Source organism: Marinobacter sp. C1S70 (assembly GCF_000475355.1).
In the GTDB taxonomy this organism is placed as follows: Bacteria; Pseudomonadota; Gammaproteobacteria; order Pseudomonadales; family Oleiphilaceae; genus Marinobacter; species Marinobacter nauticus.
Window position 1 is genome coordinate 1 of sequence record NZ_AXBW01000024.1, and the last position, 15,613, is coordinate 15,613.

The following is a 15,613-nucleotide window of genomic DNA, read 5'->3' on the forward strand; positions in this document are numbered from 1 at the left end:
GGTGGCAGCTTTGCCGTGGAATCAGTGGCAGCTTTCGCGTGGAATGGGTGGCAGGCTTCGTCTGGAATCAGTGGCAACCTTGGTCTGGAATACGCAGTCCTGATGGCTATATACTACTCGACTAAACGATACGAGACCTTTAAATGATGCATAAGGCTGGGGCTATATACCTAAGGAAGATCTGAATAACCGCTGGTTTTTGCCCCTTTTCCGCAATCTTGGCGGAAAAGGGGCGCATTGGTCTTACGCTGCAGGTTTTTTATCAATCAGCAGGTTGCTGAAAGCGACCAGCAAATGCAGACGGTTGGTATACTTGGCATTTAAAAGCGATATGCAACACCGATGCTCACGATAGTGGGGTCCACTTCCATTTTTGCCTGAACAGGGGCCGGGCCCAGGTTACCGGTGATATCCGCCTCGAAGGGTGCATATCTAACGTCAAAATTTGCCGACCAGTTATTGTGTATCCTCCAGCGAAAACCAGCCTGAACCGCAGGGGCCCATGTATCTTCGACGTCGAAGTCGGTTAGTGCGCGATCCTTCTCATCTAAAAAGAGAATCCGTCCTACACCCGCTCCAAAGTACGGAGAGAAGTTGCTACCCGTTAAGACATGATACTGAAGCGAAAGAATTACCGGACCATAATCTGTTTGACCAAGAAAAAGACCGGAGAGAGACTCTTCGCCCTGGAGGTCCGCACTAGCGGGAATGCCGCCAAAAATGTTAAATGCCAGCTGATTACTCAGAAAATACGACACGTCGAATGAAACGGTCGTATCGTTGTTAATAGACAGGTTGGAATTTGGAACGGGGGCACCCCCCGCAGAGGCTGATCGCAAATCTTCATCGGTTAAAACTCTAGTGGCATTCAGTCCAACCACCCAGTCGCCTCTACTGTAAACCGGCTCAGATTGAGCGTTGGCCAGGCTCGCAGCAAGTGAAAGTAAAAGGAACGCCACTAACGAGACTTTACTAATTATTTTAGGTTTCATTTTTTTATTATCCTTTTTGGTATTAAAACAAATTGGCTTTAGGTAAAACTGCAATTTTTCGTAACACAAATGCCACTCATTGATGCTAGCTTGCCGGTTTATTGACTAACACTTCCCCATATTCAGAGCGCAACTTGTTTTTTAATACTTTCCCAGTGGCATTGCGTGGCAATGCTTCCACAAAGATCGCGCGATCCGGGATCTGCCACTTGGCGACTTTCCCCTGATAATGAGCAAGAAGTTCCTCCTCCGTAATATTTGCGTCGGGTATTTTTACTGCCAACAGGATCGGTCGTTCGTCCCATTTATCATGGGAGGCCGCCACTACGGCAGCTTCATTGATGGCAGAATGGCCCATTGCGATTCCCTCCAATTCGACTGTAGATATCCATTCACCACCAGATTTAATAATATCTTTTGAGCGGTCACGTATTGTCATAAATCCATCATCATTGATCGAAGCAACATCACCTGTCTCGAACCAACCGTCTTCCTCAAGAGTCTGATTTGGTTCAACACCGAAGTAATCGGCTACCACCCAATGACCACGGATGCGGAGATTTCCCTGAGCAATGCCATCTTCGGGCAGTTGATGACCGTCTTCTCCTACAATTTTGAGCTGCACCCCGTAGGGAGGCCGTCCCTGGCTTTCACGGATTTTGTTTCTTCCTTCCTCCGAAAGAGTATTGTGTTTCGACAGCAGTGCGTTGACGGTTCCGATCGGTGATGTTTCTGTCATTCCCCATGCATGGACAACTTCTACGCCATACTTACCACGAAACTCCGACATCATTGAGGGCGGACAAGCGCTACCCCCTATCACCGTCCGTTTAAGCGACTGTGCCGAGGAGCCAAGCTCGTCCAAAGCCGAGAGAAGTCCCTGCCAAATCGTAGGCACACCCAGCGCAATCGTTACGCTTTCTGAATCGATCAGCTTGACCAAACTTTGCCCATCCAGGCCAGGACCAGGCAACACCAGTTTGGCTCCAACCATCGCCGTAATGTAGGGTACCCCCCACGCATTTACGTGAAACATAGGAACAACCGGCATCACCACGTCCCGTGCCGATAAATTCAGTGCGTCAGGTTGAGCAGCTACCAGCGCGTGCAGAACGGTGGAGCGGTGTGAATAGAGCACCCCTTTGGGATTTCCAGTGGTGCCCGATGTATAGCAGAGGCTTGAAGCCTGGTTTTCGGCGATTTCAGGCCAATTCGCGTTAGGCGTTCCTCGCTGGAGAAACTCTTCATAAAACAACAATCCTGGAAATTGCGCTGCAATTTCTTCGTCCGGTTCGGACATCAATACAAATTCCTCAACCGTCTCCAGTCGGTCACGGATATTTGAAACAATGGTAAGGAACGTTTTGTCAAAGAATATGACTTTGTCTTGAGCATTGTTGATAACGTAAACGAGTTGTTCTGGAAACAGTCGCGGGTTAATGGTGTGACACACCATCCCGCCACCAGAGATGCCAAGATAACATTCCAGGTGCCCCACGTTATTCCAACAAATGGTCGCGCACCGATCCCCCTGGACATAGCCTGCCGTTCGAAGCGCTGACGCAAGTTGTCGCGACCGCTCCGAAACAGTTGCCCAGTCAGATCGACTGGGATTTCCATCCGTTCCTATCGACACAATCTCAGCGTCTCCATGGTAGCGAGCAGCATGGTCGATCAAGGAATTCACGGTGAGCTCCATGTTCATCATTTGGCCAAGCACGTTTATCTCCTCTCCATTTCTACTGCTCGTGGGACGGAATAGTTGGCGTCAGTAGTGTCCGCGGTGGGCGTGGGCGTCATAACCCGAGCCTGAACCGTGACATTTCCCAGGAGGATGTCGGCTGCATTTTCGGCAATCATCATGGTGGGTGCGTTGGTGTTACCGGCAACCAAACTGGGCATTATCGAAGCATCGACGACTCTAAGCCCTTCAATGCCTCTGACTTTCAACTCTGGATCAACGACTGACTCCGGATCCACGCCCATACGGCAGGTGCCAACGGGGTGGTAGATAGTCTCTGCATTTTCCCGGATGAAGTCCGCAATCTGATCGTCCGAGGACACAGAGTTTCCGGGCATGACTTCTCGCTTACTATGCAAAGCCATTGTCGGTGCCGCGAGTACTCGTCGCCCGAATTTAACGGCGGAAATCATTGTCTTGATGTCTTCGGGGTCACTCAGATAATTGGGCTGAATCAACGGATCGGCTAATGGATCAGGGCTTTTCAGTCCAATAAAACCCCGGCTTTTGGGCAGCAGATCGCAAATGTGTAAGGTGTAGCCATACCCGGTCATCACTTTTCGCCCATGATCCTTCAAAAAAGTTGGCAAAAAATGGAATTGCACATTCGGTCGTTCACACGAAGGGCTGGATTTAACAAAGCCTCCTGCCTCGGCTACATTACTGGTGAGAAACCCGCGTCGCGCAAAAATATAGGAAAAAAGTGCGCTCACTCCCCGAAGCAGGAAGCTGGGGGCAACACCAATAGGCAAACGTGAGTTCGCCGCGTGCATCAGCGTAATATCCAAATGATCGACCAGATTCTTGCCCACCTCAGGAAGGTGATGGACCAGAGGGATTCCGTGTTTCCGAAGCTCTTCGCTATCACCGATTCCCGAAAGCATAAGTAGTTGTGGTGAATTAACCGCACCACCAGACAATATGACTTCACCGCCGTTATTGAGTCTAAGCTGGCGATATTCGCCCCCCTGGTTCAGTGTCACGCCGACTGCCCGCTTACCGTCCATTACCACCCGGGTTACCCGAGCGTCCGTTAGCACATCGAGGTTAGGCCGTTTCTCTGCGCCACGCAGAAACGCCTGCGCCGAACTCCAGCGCCGACCATTTTTTTGTGTCACCTGGTAGAGGCCCAGTCCCTCTTGCGTTTCGCCATTGAAATCCGTGTTCACCGGGACATCCACATGGGAAGCGGCGCGAACAAAATCCCGACTTAACGGATTGACCGATCTCAGATCGCTTACGCTGAGTTCACCGCCCTTGCCGTGGTAAGCATCCGGTCCGAAACGTTCGTTATCTTCCAGTCGGCGAAACAATGTTAATGCGCGGTCCCATCCCCAAAGGTCGGTTCCGGCAGCCTGACCCCAGTGTTCATAATCGGCTTTGTGGCCCCGGATGTAGACCATGGCGTTGATGGAGGAGGAGCCGCCAAGAGTTTTACCCCGGGGCCAGAACAGACGGCGCCCCTTGAGATGTTCCTGAGGCTCGGTTTCGAAGGCCCAGTTCACCTGCTTGCTATTGGCAAGAAGTGCAATACCCACAGGCATATGTATGAGCGGGCTCTTATCCTTTGGCCCTGCTTCAAGTAACGCTACTCGCTTCGAGGGATCGGCAGTCAGTCGGTTAGCCAATACACAGCCAGCCGACCCGGCGCCAACAATAATGTAATCGTACATAGTGACTCTCTTGTTATTGGATTATGCTCAGCCCAGAATACGAACAGCAGCATCTATGAGCCGCCGGACCCAGCGTGTATAGGGAGGAAAAAGCAGGTGGATGAGAGAATGCTTATCCTCCATCAGCGCCTTTTCATGGGAAAAAGCGCGGAAACCGTATTCACCGTGTGCCGCCCCTATCCCGGAATTATTAACTCCACCAAACGGCAGGCCCGGATGTAGAAAATGCACAACTGTAAGGTTGACTCCTACAGCGCCGGAACTTGTTCGTTCGATAATACTCCTGGCAAAAGACTTGTTTTTGTCGAATACGTAAAGCGCCAGCGGCTTGGGGTTATCATTTATTTTATTGATAACCGAATCAATATCATCGAACTCAATAACCGGTAATATCGGGCCGAATAACTCCTCACGTGAGATATCCATGTCGCTGGATACATTTGCAATCAACGTCGGAGCAATAAAATTTTCTTCAGCATCTGTAACGCCACCTTCAAAGACTTTTGCGCCTTTGCTTTTGGCATCATCTATAATGTTTGATACGCGCTGGAAATGACGGGCATTTACAATCCGGCAATAGTCAGCCGTCGATTTTTGAGCTTCCGGTGTTTTTCCGTAGGTGCGCCCGATTTGCTTTTTAAGTGCTTCATTGAATTGGTCTGCGATACTTCTGTGTACAAAAACGTGGTCTGGAGCGATGCAGGTCTGGCCGTTATTGGCAAACTTCCCCCAGACAATATATCTGGCAGCCTTCTTTATGTTGGCATCCGGGCCTACGATGGTCGGGGATTTCCCGCCCAGCTCCAGTGTCACTGAGGAAAGGTTCCTGGCAGCAGCCTCCATGACCAGCTTGCCTACCGCAGGGCTACCAGTGAAGAATATGTGGTCGAAGGGCAAGGTCAACAGTTTCTGCGCTACCGCAGCATCCCCCTCAACCACGGAAACCAGGTCAGGAGAGAAGGTTTCGGCGACAATATCAGCGATCACCTTTGAGGTATGGGGTGTCATTTCCGAGGGTTTGATGATCGCACCGTTTCCTGCAGCCAACGCCGAGACCAGAGGTCCCAGCGCGAGATTGAGCGGATAATTCCACGGTGCAATGATCAGGCACACCCCCTTTGGTTCTGGCCGAACATAAGATTTCGTACCCAGAACGCCAACGGAGGCAGCCACCCGCTTCGGACGCATCCATTTACGCAAGTGTTTTTTAGTGTGTCGAATTTCCTGAAGCACCGGCAGAACTTCGGTTAATTTGACTTCGGGAGCGGGTTTCCGAAAGTCTGCCGCGCACGCCGCAATAATTTTTGGTTCGTGGCGTTTAATCGAATCCCGCAGTTGGTCGAGCTGCGCTATTCGAGCCTCCAGGGTAAAACTGCCGCGGCGTGCAAGCTGTGCCTGCTGCATGGCCGTGAAAGTTGCTTCAATTGTATCGGTGGTTGACCTGTTGGTGGCCCCGACCTCAACCAGGCTGGCAGTCTGCATTATAAATTACCTCTTGCTAAACGGAATTATGATTATTTTCGATCAGAGGTTTTCTTCTTCATAGAGGACATAGTCCTCTTTTGCGGCACCACAGTCCGGACAGCACCAATCGTCCGGAATATCCTCAAAACGTGTGCCGGGCGGGAATCCCTCGGTTTCATCTCCAAGAGCTTCATCATAGATATGGCCGCAAGTAACGCAGATCCATTTCCGATAGGGGGCATCACCCGGCGAGTCTTTGGAGGATTTTGAAGAGGCAGGCTTGGATTTCGCCTCAGGCTTTGTTTTATTCTTAGCTGAAGGCGAGTCTTTGGAGGATTTTGAAGAGGCAGGCTTGGATTTCGCCTCAGGCTTTGTTTTATTCTTAGCTGAAGGCGTAGATGCCTCCGTTGCTTTCCGGGATGCCCCCCCGGTGCCGGTCTCGCCCGCAGGACGGGCCGCTGACGTGTCGGATTCGGGTGCCGAAGGTTCGGAACCGGATCCCCCGAGCGCTACAAAGTCAACTTTATCTCTTACTGCGCAGTCCGGGCAAGCCCAGTCTTCGGGAATGTTTTTCCATGTCGTCCCTGGAGGAAAGCCTTCGTGCGGATCACCAGCCACTTCATCGTATACATAGCCACAATCCGGGCATTGATATTTAGCCATTTAAAACACCTTTCAAACGATCTTGTTGTCTTTGTTTTGGTAGCGCCCGACGCGCACCTTTTCAGGTGCACGTCAGACACGCTCCTTTATCTACAACGTAAGTAACGTAAACGAGGTATATAACCCCAGCTACCCGCTCATTTAGCAGCTGCGGTATTGGCCTGTTGATGGCCCGTCACACCAAATTTATGCTCATAGTACTCACGCTTGCCGGGCTGGATCTGAATCTTGTCGAGATCTCCTTTCGCCCATTCCACCACCCGGTGATCCATGATCGACCGAAACCATGAGGGAAACATTGCGACCAGGAACATTCCGGGATATCCCGATGGTAAGGAAGGCAGGTCTTTGAAGTCGCGAAGCGATTGATAGGACCTTGTAGGATGGGCGTGATGGTCGGAATGTCGTTGCAAATGAAACAGAATCAGGTTCGACATAATATGGTTTGAGTTCCATGAGTGGTGCGGTTGTTGACGCTCATAACGTCCATCCGACATCTTCTTCCGCAGCAGGCCATAATGCTCAATATAGTTGGCGCTGGTCAGCTGCCACCAGCCAAAGGCCATTTGAATGGGCAAAAAGATCAGCATTAACGGGCCAAAAAACGCCAGCAATGCGGCATACAGCACGACCGTCAGAATCATCGGCTGAAGCACTTCGTTCTCCAGGCTCCAGACACTTTTTCCACAACGGCTGAGGCGCTGTTCCTCTAAATCCCATGCCCGCTTGAAAGCACCGGGAATTTCACGCAGTGAGAATGCGTAAATGGACTCACCCATGCGGGATGTCGCCGGGTCCATCGGCGTTGCCACATCACGGTGATGCCCCTTATTGTGCTCAATGAAGAAATGACCATATCCGACCACGGCGAGGACAAGCTTCGCCATCCAACGGTCAAACGTTTCTTTTTTATGGCCAAGTTCGTGGCCTGTGTTCAGAGCCAGGCCATTGATGATTCCCATGGAAAGGGCCAATGCCAGAAACTCGAAAACATTCATTGGATGCGTGGCCACCCACCAGCAACTGACAATCAGAGATGCGTAGTGAACGGGCACGGTCAGGTAGGTCAGCACCCGATAGTAACGGTCCTGCTCAAGCCGGGGCACAGCCGACTCGGGGGGGTTGGAAAAATCTTCTCCGAACATGGCATCAAGCAAGGGAACTGCGCCATACCAAAGGATCAACACCAATCCGTACCAGATGCTCCATCCGGTCTGGGCGACCAGATAAAGGCTGATAAGGGGTGTTGCTGGCCACAGCACAGAAAGGATCCACAGGTGGCGCTTTCTGTCCACATAGTTTTCGGCACCAGGGTCCCTTTGAAGGGACTCTGTTAGTACATTTTCTGACATTGACATGAGGATCACCTTATTGTTATTAGATTCATCATCTTTTTACATATTGTATTGTTTTGCATCGCGCACAACGGGCCACTCAGATGAGCGGGCCGGTTGTACGCAGTTACAGGATTGGCTATAAGTTGGGGTCAAACAACTACCCGAACGGGTAGGTTTGGCGCCGGATAACGGTCGATATACGTCATGCCCTGGCGCGCTCGCGTTCCGGGGCGGCAAAGCAGGAGACTTGACTGTCATGACACGCCATAGCCTGGAAGATTGGTGCAGAAAGATGTCCGCCCGGATGTGGGGTCGTCAGCGTTTCATCACTCAAGGCTGTACAGACCGCCAGCGCCTGAGTGCTTCCGCGGTGCCTGGAGCAAAAGTCGTTCTGTACCGGGCTCCGCCGGGCTACGGAAAATCTGTACAGGTAGCCCTGGCAGCGAACATCCGCGATCCGGAACACGAGAGTGCCGTCTATATCAATAGACGATCGTACCCGGACCCGCGCGAAGTCACTGACAGCCTGTTTGCGGCGTTGGTTTTATACCAGATTGAAGGACCTGAATCCCGGGAAGCGCTGAAAAGTGACACTGACACCATCGAAGCGCTTCGGGACGCCTTGTTCAATGCAAGAAAGACCATAAGAATTTGCCTTGACGGGCCCGGTGAAGGGGCGGATAACGGGGATCTGATTGAGGATCTGATCTGTGAAACACCGGACAATGTAAAATTTTTTATTGCGCCCGGCAGCGCCGGGGCATTGCCGCGTTTGTCGCTGATGACGGGTGTTGTGACCTATGGTGCTGATGAGCTTGCCTTTACAGAAGAGGAGCTGGAGGAGCTTGGTGAGGTAACGGGTATAGATGGCCTCGAAGCAGGCAACATGATACAAGCCACGGGCGGATGGCCCGCACTCGTCAGACTGATGCGCCAAACCCCGAACCCGGACCTGCCTCCCGAATCCTGGCCGGAAACCCGCTCGTATTTCAGAGACAATCTCTTGTCCGTGCTACCCGATAATGCGCGAAGGTTTGTTTGCAACGCAGCGATGCTCGAGGAGATCAGCGCTGAATGCTATGACTATGTCTATAAAACGCAACAGGCTGATCAGGAAATTTCGTTTCTTAACGAAAAATTTGCACTTTTAGCCCCCACCGCCGCCTCCGGCAAGCACCTGACCATGCACCCTGTGCTGAGAGAGTATTTGCGCAGTGTGTTTAGCGCCACTCAACGGGAGCGCCGTTCGTATGTGCTGAAACGCGTTGCCTTCTGGCATTGGCGCAGGGGAGAGTACCTCCATTCAATCAACGTCGCCCTGGAAGCCAGTGACCATCGCTGGGCGCGCGTGGTCAGTGACAGCATTATTCTGGATGTGGCGCTCCGGCAAGGTGAAATTGAAGTGCTTCGCACATGGTTTGAAAAGGTGCCGGTCCGCACGATAAAAAAAATCGCTTCCTTAGGCATAGGATATGCCTGGACCCTGTATTTCAGCCAGCAGGCGCGGCAGGCAGAGGAAATGCTGGCCAGTTCGGACCATCCGATTTCCAGGGGGCTGGGCAACCTTGATGAGGAAGGCTGGCGGGAACTGGTTAAGGCAATAGGTAAAGCCACACACGATGAATTGCCGGAGAGTCAGGCGCTCTGTGAAAAGTGGATTGACGCCTTTGGCGATCGCAACCTGGTGGGTAAAGGCGCGGCCCTTACATGCCAGGCATTCATTGCCTCCAGCGACCGCCGCTTTGAAGAGTTAGAAGAATTATTGCACAAGGCGGCTGTGGCCAATCAGTCATCCAATCAATTCTACGCGTTTATCTGGCTTAAAACGGCGGAAATTCAGACAGAATTGTTCAAAGGCGACATGGTCCGGGCAATGCACCTGTTGCGTCAGGCGAATAAAACCGCAGAAAAGATTGGCGTACCAAAAAGCTTTTTAAGCAAGATGCTTGGTGTTCTTGAGTTACAAATCCTGCTCGAACAGGATCATCACCTGGTTTCCCCGGAATCTGCACAGGCATCCTTTGATTTCGCCTTGAATTATGGCGTTACCGACATTCTGTGGGGATGTACACAGACCTGCAGCCGTTTGCTGTACCACCAGGGATTCCGGGACAGAGCCATGGCCCTGTTGGAGCAAGCCCGCCTGGCCGCCAGCGAGCGCGAGCTCCCGCGCCTCAATATCCTGACGAAAGTTCAGCTGGCTGAGTTCACTCTCCTGAACAACGAGGAATTGGAGCCACCGATACTTCCCGATGAATCCGAGCTGACATTTACGCCGAATCAAAACCGGGCCATTCAGGCGCACATTGCTTTAGTGCGCTCAATGTACAGGCTAAGGCTTGGGAAGCAGTTTGGTGTGGCCGGGAACTATGCCAGAGAGGCGCTTCAGGCTGCCAGTGCCATCTCAGATGCCAGAACCAGGGTCGCCGCTCAGTATTGCCAGGCCCTGGCAGCCTTTGCCCTCGGTTCCTCAAAACCGGCGAAGCGCATGATGCTTGATGCCAACCTGCATGCGGAGCATCTGAATTGCCACTTTACACCGCTGTGGATAAAAGAAACGCTGCTTTCCCTGAGTCCCATTGCCCGGAATCTTTTTGATGATCTGCCGGACACCGCTGAAGCTGCCACTACAAAGGACCCCGAGGTCCGGGCAGGCGACCTCAGCGCTGCACCGGTACCGGGACATACCGACGCCGCCATCACGGTCAGGCAGATTTCCATACTGAAGTGCATAAGCAACGGAATGACCAACAAAGCGATCGCTGAGCGGCTTCTTGTGACCGAGGATGCTGTCAAATGGCATCTGAAGAAGATTTTCAGCGAACTTGGAGTAACCAACCGGGTTCAGGCGGTCACTGAAGCGCGACTGCGCGGACTTCTATAGTGAGACGTAACCGGTGCTCTGCTGGTTGCAGGACCGGGGTATGGGCAGGGGGCATCTTCCCGGGGTGATCCGGTTTGCCGGTTTCGACGGAAAAAAGGCCAGTCCGGAGACTGGCCCTGTATCGGGTTTTATCAGTTTTGTGTGTAAGGTGCCACATACCTGAGGTGAAGTTCATTCGGTGCAACTTGTATTGTGAGCTCAGTATCTACGTCGATCACTGAGTTTACTACTCCATTAACAACCCCGCCCAATAGGCGGCAAAGAAGACCTGTTCCGATACTACAAATTGCAGACTCCTCTTCAAGCAAGCCCACCGTTGCCTCCCCCAAGAGCCTGGTTGACAGCACAATCGGCTCTACGTTTCGCTGTTCAATAACGATCCGCCCATCATCAAGGAACGTTATCGGGCCAGAGAGCTTCAGCCCGTTAATCGGATAGCTGCGCAGATTATCCTCTAGGCGGGTATTGGCCAAGCCGCTCAGCCTGACGTTCAGGTACGGTGCATCAAGGTAAACATCCAGCTCGGTCTCGAAGGTCAGCTGGCCATCTTTCTGCACAATTACGCTATCAATCAGGCCATCGCGGTTTTCGCCCTGGTAACGCATGCGCAAGGCGAGGGGCCCGGTGTCAAACTTTTGAGAGGTCTGTAAATCGCTGGTTGCAAGTACTGCCAGCAGCTGATTGCTCAGATTGACCCAGATGTCGCTGGGTGTGGTAAGCAGCACAGAAGGATGCAACTTCACGGGCACTCGCATGCTGCCATCTTCGGCAACGGTTGGTTCACCCGCTATCTCAACATCAAGGTTTGCCGTGAGAAAGATAAATTTCTTGAACTCATCGCAAACTTCGGTGCCTACTTCACAACCTATCTGCCCGTTATCCAACACCCCGCTACTGATCTCCGTGATGGCAAGCTTCATGGAATTTTCAGGGATTCCGCTGATCGCTGCAGGCTCTTCCGGATCCAGCTTCAGATTAGCATTCACATCCCTGCTCGGGAGGTTTTTCAGCGGCAGAAGCACGGAGGTTCTGGCTGTATCTCTGGCAACAAACCGGTTCTCAAGCGGTTGTCCGCCTGACGAAAGATCCGCGATATCCCTTCCCGGGTCGGCGTACTGGCTCAGGAGCCTGCTGTACAGGGGGATACCCTGTTGATTGGTAATACCATCGGTCAGCACGTAACGGTAGCTTGTGCCTGGCTCCCACCTTTCGAGCGGTACGGCTCTTAGTTCACGGCCGTTGAGGAGGCGCAGGCTGTAATCCTCAAATGGTTTCCATTCGCCGTTCTCGTCCTGCTTTTCCACAACAAACGTTTCGCCGGCCACAACAGAGTCCGGGTCGATATCCTGCGAGAAGCGAACGATGATAGGCTCGCTGGCCGGATGCTCCGTTATGGGCAGCAAATCATCCAGCGGGCGCTCTCCAAAATTCGTGGATGCAGGGGTCTGGCTCGTGATGCCACCAAGACACCGCCCCTGTTTTCCGGGCTGGGCATCCAGGTCCGTCTTGGCGCATGGGTAACCAGGAAGGGTTGTAAGGGCAATCGGACCAACGTCAGCTGGCGGAACCTCCGCCGTTGGGTCGAGCCTGAAATTACGGCTTGTGCTGGCCATCGGATTACCCGACAGGTCAACAAGGCCGTCCATCGTAAGGGTATAATCGATGCCATGCGTTAACGGCTCGGTTGGCCGGATAACGAGAGCCGGACCGTCAAGCCGGGATTTAAAGGCAACCTCTGCCGATGTGGTGCCGTCATTGGCGATGAGGGTGATATTGTCCGGATTGATGGATGACGGAAGGAGAGGTTCCGAGAAATAGACAATCAAAGGGTCAGAAGGCCTCTGTATGTTGGAGTGTTCCCCGGGGACCCAGCTCTTGATGAAGGGCGCTGCGGTGTCCGCAAAGTCGGCCTGTAGCGGGGCATCTTCGACGTTGCGGAAGCCGTTCAGCTTGAAGGAGATCAGGCCTGAGGCCGTGTCAATGCCCATCACGTCCGGCTCAATAACGCCAACGGCTTCGATGCTCAGCTTGCCGTCCTCGACGATGGCGGTGCCCACGAGCTGCACGTGCATGAGCTGTTGGCCAAGGGCGCCGTTGGCAACCGTGTTCCCGGTATTCAGGGCCATATCGATGTAGAGCTCGAGCACCCGGGGTGCATCCACTGCATCGGTATAGGGGTTGGGCATCAGGAAACCATTGGCATCCGAGAGAAAGCGAACCTCGACGGCTTCGGATTCGAACCCGGCCGGCACGGCGCCGGCGACCTTGACGACCACGGAGCTTCCGGTGAGCAAGGTGCCCCGGTCGATCCTCAGGGGAATGCTCTGGCCGGCCGCTTCAAACCTGGGAATAAAACCCAGCTCCGCGAACACGGTGCCGGTGACACTGGTCGGGTTGTTCGGGCCCAGAAGAAGGGAGCTCAGGTTTACCGAGTTGTAATCGGCACCGGTCAGTGGCAATTGGCCCGGTATGCTTTCAGCTACCTGAGCCATGATCTGGCGCTTGCCCGTCGGAGAGCGGGAGTCGACCGGGTTGAAGGTCAGTGTGTGATCTTCGGACAGGGTGTCACCCAGCAGAGCGCTTTTTATGCCGCTGGTCACGGTCAGGTTATAGGTCTGGGCCGGATCCAGGTAGCCTTCCGGATCCACCGTGACCCGGTGGCCCTTGACGTACACTTCGGCATTCACCGGTTCACCGGCCTGGTCCGTCAGGCGGATGGTCTGGCCGTAAACCACCGATTGCGGGTCGACGGGCTCGGTAAACTGAAGCCGGAATGTCGTGAAATCCGTGACGGGGTAGTCGCTCCCTCCGTCCGGAATGGTCCGCGCCAGTTCAAATCCGGTACCTTCGGTCTGGCTCAGAAGCGGGCCGGATGTTGCCGGTGCTGTCTTGAATTTGATTCCGTCCGCGGTCAGGGACACTGGTGCGCCGCCAACCTGAAGTCCCTCTGCGGTCAGGGTGTAGCTGGTTCCCGGTGCAAGCGCCTTGTCCGGCTTTGCCGCCAGCCCCATCTTGTCTTCACCAGTGAACATCACGTCGGTGAGGGTAACCTCATTCCCGGTGGCATCCTTCAGGACCAGGACATCGGGAAGGTCAGTCAGCGGTGTATCGATGGACTTGTTGAAGCGCAGGAAGACCGGTGCTGTTGTGGGGACGGTGGACGTGACACCGGGCTGATCGCCGCCGGGGGACGTACTGTCAGCCGGATAGGTAAATGTCAGCGATCCGGGTGTCGGAGCCCGGGTAACGGTCTGCTTGTCTCCGCTACCCCCGCAGCCTGCGAGTGCTGTGGTGACAATCAATGCAATGGTTGTTTTTTTCATGCCGCACCTCTTCAGAATTTCAGCGTAACCGAACCGCTGAACACGTGAATGTCGCCGTCTGCAGTAACGTCTTCTTCATTGCCATTGAAGTCGACAATGGTGAAATCACGCTCTTGCAGCTTCTGGTACTGGTAACCAAGGTCCACGCGAACGGGGTAGGCCAGAAGACGGGTGCGGTTGAATGTGGCGCTTAAGCCAAGCCCGACAGAAATCTTGTCTGTGTCCAGGTAGTTGATTTCCGGGTTTCGGGTGGTTTTCAGAGGGGATTCTTCATAGGCGACGCCGGCACGCAAACTGAAGTTATCGTTCAGCATAAACTCGCCACCGAGACGGGGAATCAGGGTGTCGTCAAACTGCATGCGGGCAGCAGGGGAGAGGCGGTTCTGATCCTTGATGGTGTCGCTGGCAAATTCATCTTCCAGTTCTGACCAGTTCTGTTGTTCTACGCTGCCCCCGATACGCCAGCCGTCACCCTGATACTGGGTACCAATGACCCAGGTTTCCGGCTGAAAGGAGTCGATCGTGGTGACCGCAAGCGCAAGCCCCGGGTCGGGAATCGTCTGGTCGACAATGACGTTTGCGTCGACACTGGTGGAAGCCGATGATTTTGCGCGGTAAGCCAGGGCCGTTTCCCAGCCGCTCAACCAACAGCCGCTTTCAGAGCAGAAGGTTTTGCCCCAGTCGATGGAGGTACTGAGGATCGACTTTACAGAGGGTTCGGCATTGACTGACAGGCGCTCACGCCGTGTCTCACCGGCCAGGTTCGATATCGTATCGAGCTCGGCCGTGGCTTCGAGGGTGACTCTTGCCGAGATTCCGGCGTCAATACCTCGCCAGATATTGGTGGCACCACCGATATTGAGGAACAGGGGTTCCTTGCCATACTCCATGAACTGGCCGCTTTCCGATGTGTTTGAACCGAAGGCCAGCAGTTCCTTGCCATACTTCTCTACTCCCGCGATGAAGCCAAAGTAGATGGGGTGCTTGAAACGGGTCAAGGAAGTAAGATTTGTTTTCATGCCGATCAGCACATGCTGGCTCGGCGAGTCGGCGAGTACGTCGCCATCCCGCAGGGGGCCATCCACTCTCAGTTCCTGTTCTGCATGAAGCAGGCCCAGGGTCAGCTCTCCCCGGGGGTCTTTTGTCAGATAAGCCGGGTTATAGTAAGTGGCAGACACCTGATCGTTGAACATAGACAGGGATTGCGCTGTAGCCACGTCGGCTGCCATTACCCCGTAGGTGGTGCCGATGTTGCCCATGCTGGCCTGAGTGGGAAAAGAACCCCCAGCGGACAGAATTGCGATTGCAAGGCAAGAGGTAGGGCCCTTAGTAAAAAGGGGAGTCTTAGGCATTAATATGCTCCGTTTTCTCGTTATTGTTGTCAGTACATCTATACAGCGCTTGTTGAGGCGGTCAGATGCTGTTCAGCAAAAAAGCGTACTTAAACTGTTTTTTCGGAACATTGGCCCTCTTGACGCCACAGATCGTCTTTAACGCAGCCAGGCTTTTTCGTGAGAAAGGTTTTGAAAGGACGTC

Annotated in this window: 9 protein-coding genes; 1 reads left to right on the forward strand and 8 read right to left on the reverse strand. The window is 53.4% G+C overall.

Features of this window, described 5'->3' with window-relative positions:
* Positions 1-320: 320 nt before the first annotated feature.
* The 6 genes from Q669_RS07825 to Q669_RS07845 all read right to left on the reverse strand — a co-directional run bounded on the left by Q669_RS07825 (position 321) and on the right by Q669_RS07845 (position 7,891).
* The gene (locus Q669_RS07825; protein WP_022991857.1) at positions 321-992 is read right to left on the reverse strand and encodes an OmpW/AlkL family protein; all 672 of its coding nucleotides are present in this window, start codon (positions 990-992) and stop codon (positions 321-323) included.
* 85 nt (positions 993-1,077) lie between these two features.
* Positions 1,078-2,712: a long-chain-fatty-acid--CoA ligase gene (locus tag Q669_RS07830; protein ID WP_022991858.1), complete on the reverse strand. Its 1,635-nt coding sequence runs from the start codon at positions 2,710-2,712 to the stop codon at positions 1,078-1,080.
* Between the two features lie 2 nt (positions 2,713-2,714).
* Positions 2,715-4,406, reverse strand: coding sequence for a GMC family oxidoreductase (locus Q669_RS07835; RefSeq protein ID WP_022991859.1), 1,692 nt, complete (start codon positions 4,404-4,406; stop codon positions 2,715-2,717).
* Positions 4,407-4,433: 27 nt separating this feature from the next.
* Positions 4,434-5,888, reverse strand: coding sequence for an aldehyde dehydrogenase family protein (locus Q669_RS07840; protein WP_022991860.1), 1,455 nt, complete (start codon positions 5,886-5,888; stop codon positions 4,434-4,436).
* 42 nt (positions 5,889-5,930) lie between these two features.
* Positions 5,931-6,533, reverse strand: a complete 603-nt coding sequence (locus Q669_RS20090) for a rubredoxin (protein ID WP_081699718.1) — start codon at positions 6,531-6,533, stop codon at positions 5,931-5,933.
* 137 nt (positions 6,534-6,670) lie between these two features.
* Positions 6,671-7,891: an alkane 1-monooxygenase gene (locus Q669_RS07845; RefSeq protein ID WP_022991862.1), complete on the reverse strand. Its 1,221-nt coding sequence runs from the start codon at positions 7,889-7,891 to the stop codon at positions 6,671-6,673.
* A gap of 154 nt (positions 7,892-8,045) precedes the next feature.
* On the opposite strand from Q669_RS07845, the gene Q669_RS07850 reads away from it, so the two are divergent.
* Positions 8,046-10,754 carry a helix-turn-helix transcriptional regulator gene (locus Q669_RS07850; protein ID WP_227501068.1) on the forward strand — a complete coding sequence of 903 codons (2,709 nt, stop codon included), beginning with the start codon at positions 8,046-8,048 and terminating at the stop codon, positions 10,752-10,754.
* Between the two features lie 131 nt (positions 10,755-10,885).
* On the opposite strand, the gene Q669_RS07855 is transcribed toward Q669_RS07850, so the two are convergent.
* Positions 10,886-14,077, reverse strand: coding sequence for an Ig-like domain-containing protein (locus tag Q669_RS07855; RefSeq protein ID WP_022991864.1), 3,192 nt, complete (start codon positions 14,075-14,077; stop codon positions 10,886-10,888).
* An 11-nt stretch (positions 14,078-14,088) separates the two neighbouring features.
* Entirely contained in the window at positions 14,089-15,429 is a 1,341-nt protein-coding gene (gene aupA, locus Q669_RS07860) for an alkane uptake protein AupA (RefSeq protein WP_036149210.1), read from the reverse strand.
* Positions 15,430-15,613 lie beyond the last annotated feature (184 nt).